General features: G+C 40.3%; 16 protein-coding genes. 4 read left to right on the forward strand and 12 right to left on the reverse strand.

Annotation, left to right across the window (positions count from 1 at the left end):
• Entirely contained in the window at positions 1–1,068 is a 1,068-nt protein-coding gene (locus J1G40_RS03680) for a DUF6340 family protein (protein WP_265241082.1), read from the reverse strand.
• Positions 1,069–1,283: 215 nt separating this feature from the next.
• Between J1G40_RS03680 and J1G40_RS03685 the strand changes: the two genes are divergently transcribed.
• On the forward strand, positions 1,284–3,458 hold the full coding sequence (locus J1G40_RS03685; RefSeq protein WP_265241083.1) for an endonuclease MutS2: 2,175 nt from the start codon (positions 1,284–1,286) through the stop codon (positions 3,456–3,458).
• 198 nt (positions 3,459–3,656) lie between these two features.
• Here the strand turns inward: J1G40_RS03685 and J1G40_RS03690 are convergent, their stop codons facing one another.
• The 5 genes from J1G40_RS03690 to J1G40_RS03710 all read right to left on the reverse strand — a co-directional run bounded on the left by J1G40_RS03690 (position 3,657) and on the right by J1G40_RS03710 (position 7,764).
• On the reverse strand, positions 3,657–4,034 hold the full coding sequence (locus tag J1G40_RS03690) for a hypothetical protein (RefSeq protein ID WP_265241085.1): 378 nt from the start codon (positions 4,032–4,034) through the stop codon (positions 3,657–3,659).
• 30 nt (positions 4,035–4,064) lie between these two features.
• Complete coding sequence (locus tag J1G40_RS03695; protein ID WP_265241087.1) at positions 4,065–5,990, reverse strand: hypothetical protein; 1,926 nt, start codon at positions 5,988–5,990, stop codon at positions 4,065–4,067.
• 1 nt (position 5,991) lies between these two features.
• Entirely contained in the window at positions 5,992–6,648 is a 657-nt protein-coding gene (locus J1G40_RS03700) for a PorT family protein (RefSeq protein WP_265241089.1), read from the reverse strand.
• The gene (locus J1G40_RS03705) at positions 6,645–7,133 is read right to left on the reverse strand and encodes a T9SS type A sorting domain-containing protein (protein ID WP_265241091.1); all 489 of its coding nucleotides are present in this window, start codon (positions 7,131–7,133) and stop codon (positions 6,645–6,647) included. Before J1G40_RS03705 ends, J1G40_RS03700 begins: the two co-directional genes overlap by 4 nt.
• A gap of 124 nt (positions 7,134–7,257) precedes the next feature.
• A complete protein-coding gene (locus J1G40_RS03710; RefSeq protein ID WP_265241093.1) occupies positions 7,258–7,764 on the reverse strand; it encodes a hypothetical protein in 507 nt (168 codons plus the stop codon).
• Positions 7,765–8,110: 346 nt separating this feature from the next.
• Between J1G40_RS03710 and J1G40_RS03715 the strand changes: the two genes are divergently transcribed.
• Together J1G40_RS03715 and J1G40_RS03720 are read left to right on the forward strand one after the other, a co-directional pair.
• A complete protein-coding gene (locus J1G40_RS03715) occupies positions 8,111–10,009 on the forward strand; it encodes a tetratricopeptide repeat protein (protein ID WP_265241095.1) in 1,899 nt (632 codons plus the stop codon).
• A gap of 37 nt (positions 10,010–10,046) precedes the next feature.
• Positions 10,047–10,460 carry a thiol-disulfide oxidoreductase DCC family protein gene (locus J1G40_RS03720; RefSeq protein ID WP_265241097.1) on the forward strand — a complete coding sequence of 138 codons (414 nt, stop codon included), beginning with the start codon at positions 10,047–10,049 and terminating at the stop codon, positions 10,458–10,460.
• A 55-nt stretch (positions 10,461–10,515) separates the two neighbouring features.
• Here J1G40_RS03720 and J1G40_RS03725 read toward each other — a convergent pair whose 3' ends face one another.
• The 5 genes from J1G40_RS03725 to aroC all read right to left on the reverse strand — a co-directional run bounded on the left by J1G40_RS03725 (position 10,516) and on the right by aroC (position 16,094).
• Positions 10,516–11,688: a flavohemoglobin expression-modulating QEGLA motif protein gene (locus tag J1G40_RS03725; RefSeq protein ID WP_265241099.1), complete on the reverse strand. Its 1,173-nt coding sequence runs from the start codon at positions 11,686–11,688 to the stop codon at positions 10,516–10,518.
• On the reverse strand, positions 11,681–12,508 hold the full coding sequence (locus J1G40_RS03730; protein WP_265241101.1) for an N-formylglutamate amidohydrolase: 828 nt from the start codon (positions 12,506–12,508) through the stop codon (positions 11,681–11,683). The genes J1G40_RS03725 and J1G40_RS03730 overlap by 8 nt, the downstream gene beginning before the upstream one ends.
• Positions 12,501–13,532, reverse strand: coding sequence for a glutathione synthase (gshB, locus tag J1G40_RS03735; protein WP_265241102.1), 1,032 nt, complete (start codon positions 13,530–13,532; stop codon positions 12,501–12,503). Before gshB ends, J1G40_RS03730 begins: the two co-directional genes overlap by 8 nt.
• Before the next feature lie 86 nt (positions 13,533–13,618).
• Positions 13,619–14,944 (reverse strand): dicarboxylate/amino acid:cation symporter, encoded by a 1,326-nt coding sequence (locus J1G40_RS03740; protein WP_265241104.1) that lies wholly within the window; start codon positions 14,942–14,944, stop codon positions 13,619–13,621.
• Between the two features lie 82 nt (positions 14,945–15,026).
• Positions 15,027–16,094: a chorismate synthase gene (gene aroC, locus J1G40_RS03745; protein ID WP_265241106.1), complete on the reverse strand. Its 1,068-nt coding sequence runs from the start codon at positions 16,092–16,094 to the stop codon at positions 15,027–15,029.
• A 203-nt stretch (positions 16,095–16,297) separates the two neighbouring features.
• Between aroC and J1G40_RS03750 the strand changes: the two genes are divergently transcribed.
• On the forward strand, positions 16,298–17,164 hold the full coding sequence (locus J1G40_RS03750) for a UDP-2,3-diacylglucosamine diphosphatase (RefSeq protein WP_265241108.1): 867 nt from the start codon (positions 16,298–16,300) through the stop codon (positions 17,162–17,164).
• Here the strand turns inward: J1G40_RS03750 and J1G40_RS03755 are convergent.
• Complete coding sequence (locus J1G40_RS03755) at positions 17,150–20,068, reverse strand: FAD-binding and (Fe-S)-binding domain-containing protein (protein WP_265241110.1); 2,919 nt, start codon at positions 20,066–20,068, stop codon at positions 17,150–17,152. The two genes, J1G40_RS03750 and J1G40_RS03755, sit on opposite strands and share 15 nt — an antisense overlap.
• Between the last annotated feature and the right edge of the window lie 95 nt (positions 20,069–20,163).

Genomic DNA, 20,163 nt, shown 5'->3' on the forward strand with positions numbered 1-20,163 from the left:
TTAAGGTCTGAGGATATCTATATAGGCCATCTGTTGCGCCAATAGCTCTTGCTGAGTAATTCTGTTTTCCAGCGCTTCAATATAGTGCTGCGTACTTTTACTTTTGGCATGTTCGTAGGATTTAGAGGCCCATTCCATTGCCTTGCTTAAGTCCCCTTTATATTCCTGATAAACAGCTAAGTTATAACAGGCTCTTGCTCTAATTTTTGAGCTTGAATGTGTTATGTCTTTTTTCCAGAGTTCGGTTGCCCCTTCGAAATCTTCTTTTTGCGCCAGGATATCGGCCTGTTCCAGGGACTCCGTTCCGTTAATATAATAGTCTCTGTAAATTACTTGCTTTGAGGGTTGCAGCCGGGATCCATAGGCGCTGCCAGTATCCATACTTTTGTCAAGAACAGCATCTTTCCTATCTGTAATTGCTCTAAGAGCCCTGATTGGGCTAATACCTTTGGCTGTTGAAGTTATCTGATCATTAAATGTAAATTCATCGATAACCTCTTTATGTTGGGGGTCGTAAATTCGCCATCCGTTTTCTATTAGCGTTTCAAGGGTGATCTCATGTGCCTTAACTTCTACATAATCGCGCATCAGGTCGCGCTGTTCCATTTTGGTCTTTTTTAAAGAAATCTTTGTATCGGTATCATAAAAGGCAAGTGAAAATATAGCATCCACATCGTGCTTCCTGCACAATTCCTCTATGGTGGTCCATGACCTCTGATCAGGGATGGGATGGATACCCTTCATTACTTCAGGGACATTTTCTAGCAGTAGTATTTTTTCAAATCTACTGTCTTTCACCAACTCCTGAAATAGTCCGTTTAAAGCCGCGTCTGTTCCTTGTTTTACCAACTCCTGATCTTCCGAAGACAAAATCTGGTCAAGACGGTCTTTATATTCAGCTCTTTCTGATGCTATACTGCTATTAATAATTCCAATGCGCCTGATGTTGTGTGCAAGATCTACCGGTGCGGGTTCAACAGTATTAATGCTTAATTGATGTGTAGTACTGCAGGCAGTTAATACGGCGCATAACACAATTGATATATATTTTAAAGCATGCTTAATCATGGTAATAATGTCTTTAGAGGGTTATAAATGACCCCAAACACAATCTATTAACAGCATTTACCCCTATATTATTGCCTTAATAGTATAGAGAGAGACACGGTATTTACAGTGGTTAAGAATTAAATGTGATGCCAATAGATGTCTGGGAGCAACTAATAATATCTGGTTTTACTTCTGCCGTCTAATCCATACCTTTGCCAATCTAAAGTGGAAAAATGGCTGCTATACTCACCAAAACCTTACAGGACCTGGAATTGCCATTAGTTTTGGAACAGGTTACCGAGCGTTCGCATAACGATCTGGGAAAGGCTGCTATTATGGCGATCAGGCCTTCCACAGACAGGCAGACAATCCTAACTCAGTTAGGGCAAACCTCTGAGTACATTGCTTCGTTCAGCAATGAGAATCGCATCCCGAATCACAGTTTCGACCCCATATCATCTGAATTGAAATTGCTGAAGATAGAAAATACCACACTCGAATTAGGGGGCTTTAGGCGTATTGGGGCCATTTGTATCACGGTAAATACTCACAAAAAATTCTTTAAAAAATTTAAAGAATATTACCCCCTCCTTCTGGAGTTATCGGAGGAAGTTGAAAATAATACTGAAATTCCTGAGCTAATCAATTCCGTAATTGATCGCTTTGGCGAAATAAAAGACGATGCCTCGGTTACTTTGAAAAACATCAGGCAGGAGATCAATAGTGTCAAGGCAAAAATCAACCAAAGCTTTGGTGCTGCTTTAAATACGTATAAGGCTTCTGAATTTTTAGATGAAATCAGGGAGTCTGTAGTCGATAACAGAAGGGTATTGGCTGTAAAGGCGATGTATCGCAAGAAAGTGAAAGGCACAGTGATGGGCAGTAGTAAGACCGGAAGTATCATATATATTGAGCCCGAGGCCTCGCTTAGACATAGTAGAGCCCTGAATAATTTGGAATTTGATGAGAAGGAGGAAATTCAGCGCATTCTCAATGAACTTACCGCCGTAATCAGGCCATATGCTTCTCTATTATCCGATTATCAGGATTATCTGATACATATAGATATTACTGCCGCCAAGGCCAGTTATGCCAGAGACATAAATGCAATTATGCCAGAGATTAATGAGGAAAACAGGCTTTATTTAAAAGAGGCCTATCACCCATTATTATACATAGCTAACATAAGCAATAAGGAAAAGACCTGGCCCCAGACCATTGAACTTCATCCTGAGAACAGAATTATTGTGATATCAGGGCCTAATGCCGGCGGGAAAAGCATCACATTAAAGACCATAGGATTACTTCAAGTAATGCTTCAATCAGGGCTTCTAATTCCTGTTCATGAAAGAAGTTCGGTCTGTTTATTTGATACTATTCTTACGGATATTGGAGATAACCAATCCATTGAAAACCATTTAAGCACTTATAGCTATCGGTTAAAAAATATGAGGGGTTTTCTAAAGAAGTGTAATAAAGATACTTTGTTTCTGATTGATGAATTTGGTACTGGAAGTGATCCTGAATTAGGAGGAGCCCTGGCCGAGAGTTTTCTAGAGGTGTTTTATGAACGAGGCGCATATGGCGTCATTACCACGCACTACGCCAACTTAAAAGCCCTGGCAGATGAATTGCCACATACCACAAATGCCAATATGCTTTTTGATGCCAAAACACTTGAACCTACATTTCAATTGGAGCTGGGGCAACCGGGAAGCTCATTTACATTTGAGGTGGCACAAAAAAATGGCATCCCTTACCATTTAATAAACAAAGCAAAGAAGAAAGTGGCCAGAGGAAAATTGCGTTTTGATGCCACTATAGCCAAGTTGCAAAAAGAGCGCTCCAAGATGGCTAAAACAGGCTCCAGACTGGAACTTGAAGAGTCTAAAGCCAGAAGTGAAGCGGATAAACTAGAAAAACTAAATGCCAAGATTAAAACCAAGCTCGAAAATTATCAGGAGCTGTATGATCATGACCAGCGGATGATTCATTTGGGAAATAAAGTAAATAAGGCTGCAGAGAAATACTTTCTTGATAAGAAGAAACGGCCTCTGGTTTCGGAATTACTGCGAATAGTTGAGACAGAGAATAGTAAACGAAAGAAAAAGACTGCTGCAGAAGCCAAGGAAGCCCGTATAAAAAAAGCTGAAGTTACCCAGGAGGTACAGCAAAAGGTAAAAGTAATCAGGCAAAAGAAGAAAGTTGCGAAAAAGAAAGTCCAAATCAAAGAAAGGAACGCGCCTCGACCAGTTTTAAAAGTTGGAGACCGGGTTAGGATGACAGACGGCAAAGCTGTGGGAAGTATAGATAGTCTTGAAAAGAATAAGGCTGTAGTGAATTACGGGATATTTACCACCAATGTCAGTGTAGATCAGTTGGAGTTGGTGGAAACGGCAAAAAAATAGCTCGGAAACCTCTTCTACTTTGTGGGGGTATACTACCCTCCTCCCCGATTATAATTTAACCATCCTCCCTGCAAAAACAATTCAGGACCATCAATTAGTTCAAAATAACAGCCGGCATCAGATTATAGAACCCAAACTGAGCGGCCGACTGTAATTTGAAAGGTCAAATTTAATGGTATAAAATTTGGGCTAAAGCAGTTATTGCTTGCTTCCCGTCCATGTACCATCTTGATCTCTGCGTTCATCTATCCAGGTGCCTGTTGCTTCATTATCTTCCCTTAATTGCCCTACAAACGAACGGTCCTCTGAGTTTCCCAGTGTAGCGGATAACGCACCATTATCGCTGACTTCACCTTTGATATCAGCCGAATCGGAAGTATAAGAGGAGGTGGCCGTTCCAGTTACCTTCCCGGTGCTACTTACATTGACAGTCCAAACACCTCTATCATCTCCGGTATAAGTACCAATCCAACTTCCGGTTAAATTGGAATTGATCTTCTCGCCTTCTTCATCTTTTGTACAGGCGATGCTGATTAGCATTAAAACTAGTGCTGGTAAAAAAAATAGTTTTTTCATTGTTATTTGTTTTTAAAATTGGTATTTGCTTTAGTTGATTCTTTTAGAAAGGTTTTCAATATTCTTTTGTGCGCGGGCATACGCTTTTCTGGCTTTGGTGATATTTTCCTCTGTGGGCTTACTAAGCACTTCCGTCAAATAGGGTAAATCCGAAAATTTAAAAAGACTGTTACCCAAGTCGTGCTCTTTCATAAGGATGTTTACCTGATGTATCGCTTCTTGAACAGTGGCGTCCTCTTTTAAACCGTACTTAGCTGTTATTAAATGTTTCATGGCAGGTGCCTTTGTTGTGCCCATATCATTGGAAACGGTGACTCCATCAACATCAAAAAAAGTAGGTCTATAATTCGGGTTTACTTGTGCCAATGCTATCTGCATTTGATTCATTGTCACCTGCATTGCCAGCACTTGGCGCGTTAGGTCATTACAATTTATACCTACTGCGGTATTAATGTAGCTGAACAATTCATTGCCATGGTATTCATTCCATGAAACTCCAATAATGCGTTGGTAATCATTAACCTTCATATTATGGGGGGAAACCGCAATGGCCAATCCGTCACCGTTACCTGAGGGCAAAATGTAATCGCCTTTGTTTACCTCGCCAATAACTTTGACGGGCACTTGTCCCAGAAATGCAATTTGCTTGTAGTTTTTCTTCTTTTCCTCTGTGGGCATGGCCCCAGAAACAATGGGGTTTTTAGAAACCACCATAAAGTGGTCTGCTTCCGTAAAACTTTTGGAAATTACACCTGCTTTGACACCAACCACATCTCCAAAAGTGAACTTTTCGCTGGAATCATATTTCTTTAGCCATTCGGCATAATCGGCTCCTCCGGATTCAAAGGCAACTCCTTTGTTTAATTCATTATACCCCAAATAAAGGGCCAATTGGGTTCCTTGAATAAAAACATCATATAGGGACCATACAAAATCATCACAGTCGGCATCAACTCCCGGCACCCAAGTACCAAAACAAGCACTATTCCATAGCAACTGAAATGTAGAATTTACAATATCAGTGGCCTGTATTAAAAAATTCAAAGAGTAATCATTATTGAAATAGGTGTCTAGAGCATCCGGAAAATCGGTTGGGTAATCATTTCTGTCGACATCTTCTTCGTCATCACCTTCTTCGGGCTCATCGTCTTCCGTAGGTTCAAAACCTAAAAGAATGGCGCTAATTGAAGCGAAATCAAACGCTGCCTGATTGGGAATAAAACCTTCTATTCTGCCAATTGGTTCGTCATTGGCATTCCAAAACGACATAAAGTTGTCTTTTCTGCCTGGAGTATTCTCATTTAATTGAATAGCCATGCCATGCGAACTTCCTTGAAGTAACAAAGGATATGCGCCAATATTCGCCTGATTGGTGTCTGGCATTGTAGCGTCGATCATGACACGATCAAAAAAATTTGCCCTGGCATTAGCGGTAAATTCTTGATTTACCGTTACGTCGCCACTAAATTGAGATCTACTACCATTGTTAACATAAAACTCATTGTTCAGATTGGTTATACCATCTGCAATTAATTCTCGATGGCGAACATAGGGTACATAGGTCAACGGTTGACTACTAAATGTGGTAAAATTGGAACCTGCATCCAAGTCGATATCCACGTTCAAGGTTTTGGGACCATCCCAATTGATTTGACCAAAATTCACCAGGCTCTGCCCCGTTGTTTGGCCTTGCCCAACAGTAAGGTTGATGGTACCATAGGCATCAGTTTGCGTTCCCTGTGTTTCTTGATATTCAACGGTCCCTGAAAAATCCAATATTGTGAACCTAATGGTCAACTCTTGATTGGGAATATTGTTTGAAGGAACATCAATGCCTGGTATTTCATTCGGATTGTTATCTACCAAAACGGCTTGGTAGGTAATACCCTCTACTTGGGCCGTTGCCCAAAGCGGAACAAGGAACAATAGCCATATTAAATGGTAATTCTTTTTCATTTTAAAATGATTTAAAGGCACAATTGCAGCCTGGTAGCTGAATTACTATACCAAGACCAATATTGTGCATGTTCATATTTAGATTTTCATCATCTTCGGGATTTGAATCCACCAAAGAAAAACTCCGGCCAAAATTGTAGTTAAAATAAATTGCTGCTTTGTTTGAAATGGGGTACTGCAAGCCTACACCCAATCCTGGCACCAATAAAAAATTGTCGAATTCATCTTCGCCCGATAAATCAAACACTTGATTGTTTAAGGTTTGGGTTCCTCTTACCAAATATTCCAATGAGACCTTGGGCCTGACATAGAATTGAAAGGCCTTAGACCTGGCAAAATAGTAAGTCAGTCCAGTTTGGATACCTGCATAGCTTACATCCCAATTAAAGTAATTGTCGAGCAATGCATCACTCGCCACCGCGCCATAGGTGTTGAATACGGCTCCCAAGCCTATGGTCGTCCTATCTCCAGGCAATTGAAATTGATAACCAACATTGATATAGGAACCTATCTTAGACTGAAGGTTTTCTAGAGTCCCACCTGCAGAATTTTCATAGTCAAAGCTAGAAATCGTCTGTCCCCACTCTGCATAAAGCAACTGGGAAGTAACCGACTTTGAAAGAAAAAAGAGGAAAATAAATAATGCTAAACGTCTCATCGTTTAAGCAATTGCTTCACCACCTTACGCCCTTCCGAACTGAGACGAAGAAAATAAGCGCCCTGAGAAAGACCTGCTAATGGTATTACCAGTTGTGGTTTGGCCTCATATGTTGCTGATTGCACCAATCGACCGCTCATATCAAACAGCTCTGTAGATATTTCCTCTTCAAGACCTTGTTCGAAAGCAACCACAACACCACTGGTAAATGGATTGGGATAAACCAAAACCTCTAAACTGTTGGGGTCGCCCCCAACTAAAATAGTCGGTAATGGTTGTATATAGCCTTGCCGTAATTCATTATTTTCTGCGGTGAAGGTGCCAATAACACTATGTTGACCAACACTTTGCTGTATAAAAAAATTACCGGCTACTGACTCAACCAGTTGACTGCTGCCTGCAGAAGCCAACATCTGTCGTTTTAATTCCTGCGAATAGGTCGTTAGAACATAAAACATGGAAAGCACGAGTACAATTGTTTTCATCTGATTTACTTTAATGATTATAAAATGGAAGTATGCAGTGGGTATATAGCAATGCGATGTTGAAAAGCGACCAATGCCAAGTTGTTGAATCTACAACTTTAGGCACCAGCCGCTAATACAACCATTAAAGTCTCGTAATGATAAAGGTCACCACAGATATCTGACCAGATGTTTCTGAAAAAGTGAGCTCAATATCTTGAGTTCCTGTTATAGAGCCTAAAGAGAATGTGCTCGATTCCTCTCCCTGGTCTTGTACAAAACCTCCCCCATCGTTCTCCTCTAAATCACCAGCACAAGTGATACTGCTATTAACAAGCTGATCCGCGGAAACGGTAAATGTTGTCTCACCGGTCAATTGAGAGTCATTTTGACCCACGCTAATTGCGTTTTCCAGATCAACAGACCACAGAACTTTGGTATCCACAGTTGTTCCAATGGTCAGATAAGTGGATAGTTCACCAAAGATTTCAAGCTTATCGTTATTAGCATCCCCCTCCCCAGAGGTGTCGGTTGCCTTAATTTTTGTCAGTTGTACACGAAAGCGAATATCCTCTGCCTTCACGGGAGCTTCCATTTCATCTTCATCCTTGCTGCAGGAGAATACGGTTAAGACGATAATACTTAAGAGCATTGATTTTGCTAAAATTGTTTTTAGGGTTTTCATAATTTATAGATTTTAAGATTCAACACCCCAAACCTAGAAGAGATAAGCCCTCTCGCCTAATCTTAAGCATGGACAAACTATGGACAAGGAAAGTTAATAGCACGCAATATGGACATGGACAAGGCAATTATAAAAATTGTCGATAAAACGCTGAAAGGCCTTTATTTATTGAGGATATGAGGCTTTTTAGTAATTACATGTTTCTTGGATATTACTGGACAAATCATGGACAACACCTTTTCTTGCCTCAGATTTGGTTAGCCTATATACATCCACTTTTGATTATATTCGGGGCAACTAACTTATTAGTAAAATGAATTTAAAAGTAATTGTATGCTGTTTGTATTGCCTTTTGGCATTCCACAATGGAACCGCACAATTAAATTTTGACATTGACAGTCTTCTCCTGGCATACGAAAAACACGATCTGGATACACTGAAGGTGATGACCAACAACAACATCATTAATTATTACATGTATCGCAATCCAGAATTGGCAAAAAAATATGCCTTTGAACAACTCGAGATTTCAAACCAAATCGAGTTTAGCGGCGGACAATCAATGGCCAATTATCAATTGGGGATCCTCTACAACAATGTAAACAATGTGGATTCGGCAAGATATCACTACTCAGAATCACTTAAATACGCTAAAATTTACAACAACCATATCTTCGTTTCTCAGGCATATCACGGTTTGGCCTTAATAGAATTTGAGCTTGGAAATTTGGATAAGGCTGATGAAATCAATGATAAGAACCTCGAATTCAATTACCAAAACAAAGATTCTGTAGGAGTTGCTTATTCACTGGATTTTAAAGGTCGGATTAATGAAAACCGAGGGCATTATACTATCGCCCTGGAAAATGTCCTTAAGAGCCTTAAATTGTTACCTGTTGTCAGCACCCCAATTAACAGGGATGTGAGGATTGCTGACGCCAAAACCCATCTGGCGGCAATTGAACACAGTATTGGCAATTACCAAAAAGCCATTGCATACAATCTAGAGGCATTGGAAATATACATCAACCAGAATGACACGTATTATCAGGCCGTAGCTGAGGCAGATCTTGCCAAGTCATACACAGCTTTGAAGCAATTTAATAAGGCCGAAGCTGCCCTGGTAAAGAGCATTGAAAAGTCTAAAATAGCGAATGTCCCTTCCACAGAAGCGTCGGCCCTTGCGCAAATGGGAGCCCTCTTTAATTTACAGGCAAAACCAAAACTAGGTGCAGAATTCCTCCAGAAAAGTATTTCGCTGGCAAAAGAGATCAATTCTGAAAGACGTATTGCTATATCACGACTAGAATTGGCAGAATCCTATATATTACTAAACCGTCTGGAAGATGCGTTGGGCCAACTATCAGATGTATTTGCGTACGCTACTGGCGATGGCAATGGAAACCTATCCATTCTAAGAGATGCGTATTTAAAACGTAGTACCATTCATAAAAAAAATAATAAACCTGGTGCTTCCCTTGAGAATTATCAAAAATACAAGCATCTAAATGATTCTATTTTCAATATAGACCGGACCAGGAAACTAGAAGAACTTAAAATTATATACGAAACCGAGAAAAAAGAAGCAGCACTTGCTCTCCAGGAAGAAGAGATAATGACGCTCAATGAAAAAGCCAAAGTTGACCAACTCACGAAAGGGTTATATGCCGGGGGTACCGGAGCAGGCATTCTGATTTCAGGACTACTGTTTTTCGGCTTCAGACAACGAATCAAAAAGAATAAAATCGCCAGGGAGAAACAAGAGGAAATCTATCGGCAGGAGATAGAATATAAAAAGAAAGAACTGGCGAGTCAGACCCTACATCTGGTTCAAAAAAATACCTTTATCCAGGAATTGATGGATAACCTGCAGAACATTAAGAATGATCCGGACCGATTTAAAGTTGAATTCAGGCGCATTGTCATGCTGTTGAAGAAGGAGAATGCTTCAGACAAGGATTGGGAAGTGTTCAAAAGCTATTTTGCAGAAGTCCACAACGACTTTGATCAAAAATTAAAAACGCTTTACAAAGACATCTCAGAAAAGGAAATACGCCTCGCCGCTTTCTTGCGTATGAATCTCACCACAAAGGAAATAGCCGCAACCTTAAACGTTCTGCCAGATAGTATACTTAAATCCAAGTACCGTCTTAAAAAGAAGCTCAGGCTTGATAAGTCTCAAGATTTGAGTTCCTTTTTGAGTGCCTTGTAAAATAGGTAATCTCTTTAAATGATCGTAATTTTGCCATGTGAATATTCCTGAGAATAAACAGTTAATATTATTTGACGGCATTTGCAATTTATGCAATAATGCTGTTCAATACGTCATTAAGAGAGATAAACGTAACCGCTTTTGTTTTGCCCCCTTACAAGGAAGTACCGGGCAACAATTTATAAAGGAGCGCGGCATAGACACTTCCAAAATTGATTCCATTATACTAGTTGACCCAAATGTTGCTTATTATGTTAAATCCACAGCTGCTCTAAAAATAGGTCAGCAATTTGGCGGGGGTTATCGACTGCTGGCTGTACTTGAATGGATCCCAAGTCCGTTCAGAGATTGGATTTATGACCTGGTGGCTAAAAGGAGGTACCGTTGGTTTGGCAAAAAAGATGCCTGTATGGTGCCGACTCCTGAATTAAAAGTGAAATTTATGGATTAGAATTGGCGGCTACACTACCGCTTTCTGCTAACGAACTGGTCCTTTCCGGGGTTTTCTACTTAAGATTATTTAAAATAAAATCTAGCGTTGCATTGTTGCTCAATTTCCTGGCAAATGCCAGATTGTGGTATGTAATGTCCTCAGCAAGCCCCAGGCTTTGTAGATAACGGATTTGGTCCTCATAGTCTATGGATACTTTGCCAGTGAGCAAGTGATCCATGTTCTGCCCCTTAGCATAGCGCTTATACACTTTGCGCAGCCCGCTAAGATACAATCTGTCTTTAGTAAAGCCCCCGCCCCTATGTGCTCTTAAGGTAATACTAAAGGCTTCACTTCTATTGAGTTTGTATTGATTGTGAATTAAGTCAAAGGTGTCTGAAAATGTATACCCTTTTATTAAACTGTCAGACGCCAGAACCCTGTAAGCCAATTCTTTTAGTCGCTTTAATGTAAGTGCATCACTCATGTATTCACTAAAAACGGCAAGCCCTTCCTGGGTTTCCACATTTTTAGGGAAACCGTTAGCAAATATTTTTAAAGGCTGATGCATCCCATTAAAAGTCGTTACCAAATGCACACCAATTTCGTGGTTAGCAAGGGTTAACAATTGATTCTTACTAAAAGTGGTATTCTTTTTAATCAGCATTGTCTGTGAGATATTACTCACCATGGCATCTGCCGCAATATTTGTGGAGAATCTGATATTTAACGGAAAATCGTATTGCTGGGCAAAATCTTCAAAATAATCGCGGGCTTCCTCCGGGGAAAAAATCTTTTCCATGTCTGATGAAGGCGCCTCATCCTCATAATGCAATATAAATTTGGCGTTTTGTACATCCTTCTCGGTTGGCGTACCATAGATCCCCAATGAATTGTAATAAAACTTCCGGGACTGGCCCACCGTCTCAATACATTGTACCATATTGGCATAGAAGTAGATGATTTCCTGGTACAACTTTCTAATCTCGTCGTCATCTATCCTTTCTAATCGCTGAGAAAAGAACAAACGGTGCAATTTATAGGGGTCGAATTTGAGTTTTGGATAATTGAACTCCGGATCATCGCTATACTTAGACGCAAAGAATCTATGTTTTTCCTTTTCAATATTTAAAGGATTCACATAACTAAGCAATTCAATCCGCTTCACCAATCTGTCGAGATTGGCATCTATTTCAAACAGATCAGCATATTGCCGCATTAAGTCCGTTCTCTCTTTTTCTCTAATCATTAGCTTTATGGAATTCTTCGGCCTGCAAAGGTATTAAATCTTGCAGATGTCTTGCAACAGAACGCACAACTTCAGGATAAATTACCCCACTATGTTCATCGCAATATACTTTGGCTATTTCAGTCGCCAGAACAAGGGTGTTATCAAAATTATTAGTGATAAACTTTAAGAAATATCCATTCCCCTGAAAAGTATCATTAACTGCCGAGCTAGACCTTATACTGTTGGGCAATGACATTTGTTCTAATTTACCGCACCAAGAGGATACAGTATCCCCAAACCTGCTGTTGTCAATATTGGAGGTTCCCAGATTCCAGGTAGGTACTTCCCTCTCCCACCTTTTCCAGTTATAACTGTGGATGTCAAACACTATCGCCTTCCCGTATTTCCTTTCAATCTGTGACATCAGGGCATGCACAACTTCATAAAATGCTTTGTGTTTGTCCAGACTTTTATGATGTTCCTTTTCGGGCAAGGGATCTCGCCAAAGTTGCTTCCCCCAGGCATCTTTGTAAATAGCCGTATCCGGAGCCCTGTTTAAATCATATTCGAACCGGCTGTCACAGCCCGCAATAACAATGGGATGCTCTCTCACCATTTCTTTGGTACATGGATCCTCTTCGTACCAGCGATCATAGGCGGTATGGAGACAATTATCCCATAAAGATTTTCTAAATTGATGCCCATCATGTACCGCTCCGCAGATATAAGGGGCGTATTCCTCTATTTTAAGTGTGAAGGAATAGTCTTCAGAAACCGCTTCAAAAGGAATTTCTGAACGAATATTAGCAATAATTTTATCGACTGTAAGCCTATGCATTCTCTACCTCGTTACGCAGCCTGGAGCGCCTGTCAAAAGCCTGAAGCTTGTCTAACACCTTACTTTCTATAAAATCGATAACCTTTGACTGAATTTTGGTCTTATACACCTTGTTCATATAGGTTACTCCGCCGGGTGACATTACATTCACCTCAACCAATTTGCCGCCTATCACATCTATGCCTACAAAATGAAGGCCATCTTTAACCAGTTTGGGTCCTATTTGTTTACACAAGGCCTTTTCCTGTTTGGTCAGAATATGCTTTGCCACAGAACCCCCGGCAGATACATTAGACCTGTGATCATCAGATCCCGGAATACGCCTCATTGCCCCAATAGGCTCCCCATTTAATATCAATATTCGGATATCACCCTGGTCTGCACCTTCAATGTATTCTTGAAGTATTACATAGTTAGATGTTCCATCTGAATTAGTTACATAAAAATCTAACAACGACTTTATGTTGTTCATAGCCGACTTTTCAATCAGTATAACTCCTGACCCTCCAAAACCGTTCAAAGGTTTTAAAATCATCTTATCTGCACTGGAATCCTTAATTTGATTTACCAGGTAATTCTTGTTTTTAGATACATGAGTTGCCGGGATGATGTTACTATGACTATCGCCAAAAGCTGCCGTATACAATTTGTTATTGGCCTCCCTAAGCCCCTGAAGCGAATTCATGATAAAGACATCATCTTTGACAGAATCAAGGAAATTGAGCATTATCGGGTCTAAAGGCGGGTTGGCACGCATAAAGATTACATCGAAACCTGCGAGGGGCAGCATTTCTTCCCTGGTTACTGCCTGCTTATAAAACGATTTAAGGCTGGAGGGTACTTTTTCCATCCTGTTAATTACCGTACAAAAGGCATTGGTAACACTATTCCGGATAGTAAGGTTTGCAGGTGTACACAGGGCTACACCGTGATTGCGTTTAACGCATTCATGAATGAATGCAAGACTGGTATCATTTTCCGGATCTATCTCCTCCCAGGGATACATTAAGAAACAAATATTCATAATACACTTAGCTTCTTATGGTTAATACATTTTAAAAATAATATTATTTGATTTAATATAACAAAGTACTGTTACTATATCACATTCTATCTCACCTCATCCAGATAATCATCCCAATCCTCAACATGGGGTTTACCTAGTTTTCCTACTGATTTTGCAACAACCGTCGAAACCGTAGCATCCCCGGTTATGTTTACGACTGTCCTGAACATATCCAGGGGTCGGTCCACTGCAAAAATCAAGGCAAGGCCAATAGCGTATTTATCAGCCGGGAAACCGACAGACTCTAATACGATAACCAACATAACCATTCCTGCTCCCGGTACAGCTGCTGTTCCTATAGAAGCCAGCAAAGCGGTTATTACAATCATCAGCTGTGCACTCAAGGGAAGGTCAAAACTCAATGCTTGTGCGATAAATACCGCCGCTACCCCTTGATAGAGACTTGTTCCGTCCATATTTATGGTCGCTCCAACGGGTAAAACAAAACTAGAAACTTCCTTGTCTACCCCTATATGCTCCTCTACTCTTTCCATAGTAACAGGTAATGTTGCCGCACTGGAACTGGTAGAAAAAGCCAGTAGTTGGGCCGGACTAAGCTGTTTTAAAAACCAGAAAGGGTTAACCTTGGCAAAGATGGCAACAAGCGTACAATAGAATACAATCATTAGTAAAAGCCCTAGAATGACCACCCCTGCATATTTGAGAAGGGCCAGTAGTATTTCCGGATCGCTCGAAGAAACTACTACACTTGCCAATAAAGCAAATACCGCTAAAGGCGCTATAAGCATTATAAGATCTACCATTTTCAGGACCACAAAATTTAAGGAATCAAAGAATTTTTTAAGTGGTTTTGCACGTTCTTCACCTATCAATAACATTGAGATTCCCATAAAAATGGTGAAAAAGATGACTTGCAGCATTAGCCTGTTATCTCCAAGAGCGGCTACCGCATTATCTGGCACCATGTCTTCAAGGAACTTTAACGGGCCACTTTCCTTTTGTCTTGTGGCCTCCTCTAATTTTGCGACTACCCCACTGTCTGCGGCGTATGTAGAAGTAAGCTTTTCTATGGTTTGATCAGAAATACCATTTCCGGGCTCCAATACATTTACCAGAACCAATCCCAGAATGATGGCCACTGTTGTTGTACCAATATAAATCCCCATGGTACGCAAACCTATGTTTTTGAATTTTGAAATATCTTTTAAATCAGAAATTCCTTTTATCAAAGAAGCCAGAATAAGTGGAATAGCAATTAATTTTAGCAGATTAATGAAAATCGTTCCGAACGGGCTAATCCAATCGGTAACAAAATCCTTACCCCAGGAAAAATAGGTCATTCCAAAACCAAAAATAATCCCCAGAATCATCCCAATCAGGATCTGCCAATGAAGTTCCATCTTTTTCATACAATGCTATTTCAATTTGCCCGGTAAGATACTATTTTGAGAATTAACCCCCTAGAAAAAAAAGAAAAGAGAAAGCGGCGCTTTATTGGGCCTGGATATTCCTGTTTAGCAGGGTAAAGTCTGCCAGAACCAGAGCGGCCATTGCCTCTACAATAGGAACTGCTCTTGGCACCACACACGGATCGTGCCGGCCTTTTCCTTTTGTCTGTACTTTGTTGCCGTCTTTGTCTATAGTTTCATAGGCCTGAATAATGGTTGCCACAGGTTTAAAGGCCACATTAAAATAAATGTCCATCCCGTTGCTAATTCCACCCTGAACGCCACCGCTATAATTGGTTTTTGTTGTTCCGTCTGAATTAAATTGATCGTTATGAGCACTCCCTTTCATGGCAACCCCGGCAAAACCACTTCCATATTCGAAACCTTTTACGGCATTAATAGAAAGCATAGCTTTACCCAATTCTGCATGCAGTTTGTCAAAAACAGGTTCCCCGAGACCAACAGGGACATTTTTAATAACACAACTAATAATTCCTCCAATAGTGTCTCCTTCTTTCCTTACTGCCTTTATATAATCTTCCATTTTGGAAGCAGTCTCAGGATCGGGACATCTGACGGCATTAGTTTCGGCCATGGCAAGGTCAAGATCATTATAATCTTTATCCAATTTCATATCCCCTACCTGAGAGACATAGGCCTGAATACTAATATCTTTTAAAAACTGCTTGGCAATTGCTCCGGCGACTACCCGACTGGCTGTTTCTCTTGCAGAACTCCTGCCACCACCCCTGTAATCCCTTATGCCATACTTCCTGTCATAAACATAGTCTGCATGGGATGGGCGGTAGGAGTCTTTTATGTGCGAATAGTCGTGTGATTTCTGATTGGTATTATGAATGGCAAATCCTATAGGGGTACCCGTGGTTTTACCTTCAAATATACCCGAGTAAAACTCAACAGTATCCGGTTCTTTTCGCTGAGTAACGATTGCGGATTGCCCTGGTTTTCTTCTGTCCAGATCTGCCTGTATAGCTTTTAAGTCTAATGAAATGCCAGCAGGACATCCATCCAATACCCCGCCAATTGCCACGCCATGTGATTCTCCGAAAGTGGTTAGTTTAAAAAGAGTTCCAAATGTATTTCCCGCCATGGACTAGATTCAGATAGTTGATTAAGGCTCAAAGGTAAATGTTAAATAAGTGGAAACAAAGCCCACTTGATTAATTATAGATTAACAAAAAGTGACGCGACTTAATTTAAACTTAACCATATGGTGTTCATAGCTTAAACAAAAACCTAATGGTATTGTAATTGGACTTTATAATTTTGCAATAACATTTAAACCGAAAGGTATTGAGAAAGCGCAAACTGGAAATAGCAGTTGTTTCAGATGTTCACCTTGGCACCATTGGCTGTCATGCAGAAGAACTTATTTCTTATTTAAATAGCATAAAACCTTCTATATTAGTTTTAAATGGAGACATCATTGATGTCTGGCAATTCAATAAACGGTATTTTCCACCATCACATTTAAAAGTCCTGAAAAAAATAATTGGAATGGCTTCCAATGGGACAGAGATATATTATATCACAGGGAACCATGATGAGGTACTGAGAAAATTTAGTGGCACAACCATGGGTAACATCAATATTGTAGACAAGCTTGTACTTAACTTAAATGGAAAGAAAGCATGGTTCTTTCATGGAGATGTTTTTGATCTATCCGTACAGAACAGCAAATGGCTCGCTAAGCTCGGAAGCTATGGCTACAACTTGCTAATTCGTCTTAACCGCATTATAAATTGGATATTATCCAAATTAGGACGGGGTAAATATTCGCTCTCAAAAAGAATTAAAAACAGCGTTAAAGGTGCAGTGAAATTTGTCAGTAATTTTGAAAAAACGGCCGTTGAACTGGCCCTGGAAAATGGATATGATTATGTATTATGCGGGCATATTCATCAACCGAAAAAAGAAGTGCATGAAAACAAATATGGCAAATGCACCTATTTAAATTCCGGGGATTGGGTAGAAAATCTGACCGCCCTGGAATATTCCTTTAAACGATGGAAAATTTATCACTACAATCAGGACAAATTGTCTCCCTTCTACGCCGATGAAGATCTTAAAGGGATGGATATGAACGAGTTAATAGCATCTATTGTTGCGAAGAAATCAAAACAAAAAAAAGCAAAAGACGGGGAATCAATTGATGAGTAAAGCTTCTTTTAGAATGGTTACAGGATGCTTTGCTGTTTTACCGGTCCCATCAAAAATCTGATGCCTGCAACTTGTCCCATTTGCAGAAATAAGCACTTGTTCATCCGATTTTCGAATTGCAGGGAACAACTTTAGCTCCCCTATTTTCATACTAATTTCATAATGCTCTTTCTCATACCCAAATGAACCTGCCATCCCACAACAACCAGATGATATTATGGTAACATTATGATTTACTGGTAAGTTCAGGATATCAAAAGTCACCTTCTGATCAGACAATGCTTTTTGATGGCAATGATTGTGAATTTTTATGGTTCTGGCCGTCTCGTCAAAATGATCACTGCCTATACGTTCTTCTTTAATCTCCCTGGCCAAATATTCTTCGATTAAATACACTTGCGACCCTATTTTATCTATCAGCTCCGACTCAATACCAAACCTCAGGTATTCATCGCGGAAGGTAAGGATGGCCGAAGGCTCCAATCCTACAATAGGGAGCCCCTGATCAATAAATTCACGAATTTTATCTGCATTTCTTTCGGCTAGTCTTTTGGCTTGTTTTAAGAAGCCTTTGGAGATATAGGTGCGTCCGCTTTCCCCATAGAACAGCCGAACATCATAGCCAAGTTTGGTCAAAAGTAAAATTGCATCTTTCCCCAACTCCACATCCAGATAATTGGTAAACTCATCAATATATAAAATAAGCTTATGCTCACCCGGACCGTACTTGTCCCTGATATTATTTAAATATTTATTGAAATTAAAGCTTGCTACTTTTGGCAGTGCTCTTTGTTTCGCTACTCCAGATAGTTTCTTAATAATGCCTCCGAGAAATTTAGAAGAATACACGGCATTGGTCAGGCCAGGCAACTTGCTGCCCAATTTATTTAGTCTGGTAGCATGTGCAAATATTTTGCTTCTTATTGGATACCCATTAGCCTCCTGATACTGATATTGAAATTCAGATTTAAGTGTTGCGATATCCACATTACTTGGGCATTCAGTGCTGCATGCCTTGCAACTTAAACAGAGATCAAAAACCTCTTTTAGATCGGGCTGATCAAAAGGATTCTTCTGCTGCCCTCCCCCAGTCAGGTATTCGCGCAAAGCATTGGCCCTGCCTCTTGTGGTATCTTTTTCACTTCTGGTGGCATGGTAGGACGGGCACATGGCACCGGCCATCTTTTCTGTTTTCCTGCAATCTCCACTGCCGTTGCATTTTTCCGCCGCTTTAAGGATCCCCTCACTGTCAGAGAAATCCATAAAGGTGGAGATATTTGGTTCTTCTCTGTCTATTTCATAGCGCAGGGATTCATCCATGGGATACGCATCAACAATTTTCCCCGGGTTAAATATGTTTTTAGGATCAAAACAGGACTTCAACCGCTTCAGTAAATCATAATTCTCATGGCCTATCATTAAGGGTATAAACTCTGCCCTTACAATACCATCCCCATGTTCGCCACTAAATGAACCCTTATATTTTTTGGTCAGATGTGCCACTTCTGTTGTAATTGTCCTGAATAGAGAGACGTCCTCAGATTTCTTAAGATTCAGAATGGGCCTCAAGTGCAATTCTCCTGCACCTGCATGTGCATAATAAACGGCTTCCTGTCCATGACTTTTCATGATTTTGGTGAATTCGCCTATGAAATTGCTTAGGTCTTCCAGTGCTACTGCCGTGTCTTCTATGCAGGCCACTGCTTTCCTGTCTCCTACCATATTGCCCAGCAATCCCAGGCCTGCTTTTCTTAATTCAATGGCCTTGTTAATATCATCTCCCTTCAAGACGGGTTGGGCGTAGCTCAGGCCAGACCGCTTAATGGTAGCGTTCAATAAAGCCAGTTGCTCTTCTAAATCTTCTTCTGTTTCCGCCTTAATTTCTAACATCAGCAATGCGGCGGGGTCGCCATCAACAAAAAACCGATTTGCCAATTGCATTCTGTTATTCTTTGTGCAATCCAATATCACTTTATCCATCATCTCACAGAGGTGAAGATTGTGCTGCATTACCACGGCAACATCGCTTAAACAGTCCTGTAGTTGTCTGTAATGGGTAACTACCATGGCAGCATGCGGAGGAGGGAGGTCATCTAATTGCAGGGTAATTTCAGTAGTAAAGGCAAGTGTCCCCTCACTCCCACTTAAAAGTTTACAAAAATTAAAAGGTATATCCGTATCACTAAAAATTGTACTCTCCAGAAGGGCATCCACTGCATATCCGGTATTCCTTCTGTGTATGCTCTGTTTTGGAAATTCGGTCCTTATGTTCTGGCCCACATCTTTATTAGAGAGTTCGTTATACACCTCCCGATAGATATTGCCTTCAAGGTTTTTCATTGATATTTTCTCCTTGTACCTCTCCGGGCTCAAGGCGGCAAATGTAGCTTCTGAACCGTCTGCGAGTAATGTTTTTAAAGCAATTACCTTATCTCTTGTTACCCCGTATTGTATAGAGGTGGTCCCACTAGAATTATTACCAACCATGCCCCCGATCATGCATCTATTGGCGGTAGATGTATTGGGGCCAAAAAACAGTCCATGCGGGGCAAGAAATTGATTTAATTCGTCACGAATCACCCCGGGTTGTACTGTAATTTGTTTTAAATCTTTATTGAAATCCAGAATCTGAGTAAAATTTTTAGAAACATCTACCACTATCCCATCACCAACACATTGGCCGGCCAAGGAGGTGCCGGCCGTTCTGGGAATTAGTCCAACCCCATTTTCATCGGCAAAGACAATCAGCTTTTTGAGATCATCTTCGTTTTTAGGAAAAGCTACCGCAGCCGGTGTTTTTCTATATACGGATGCATCGGTAGCGTAAATAGATTTAGTAAGATTATCTAAGTGCAGATGGCCTTCGAGTTGCTTTTTTAGATCTGTCAAAAAATTTTTATTCAATTTGGAACAATTTTTGGATGCTAAATTAAGTTTTTATTAACTCAAGGCCATTAACATTGGTCTAATTTTGAACCTTAATTAATCTGACCGCTAAG

Origin of the sequence: Muriicola sp. Z0-33 (genome assembly GCF_026126425.1) — a bacterium.
In the GTDB taxonomy this organism is placed as follows: Bacteria; Bacteroidota; Bacteroidia; order Flavobacteriales; family Flavobacteriaceae; genus JAFMPW01.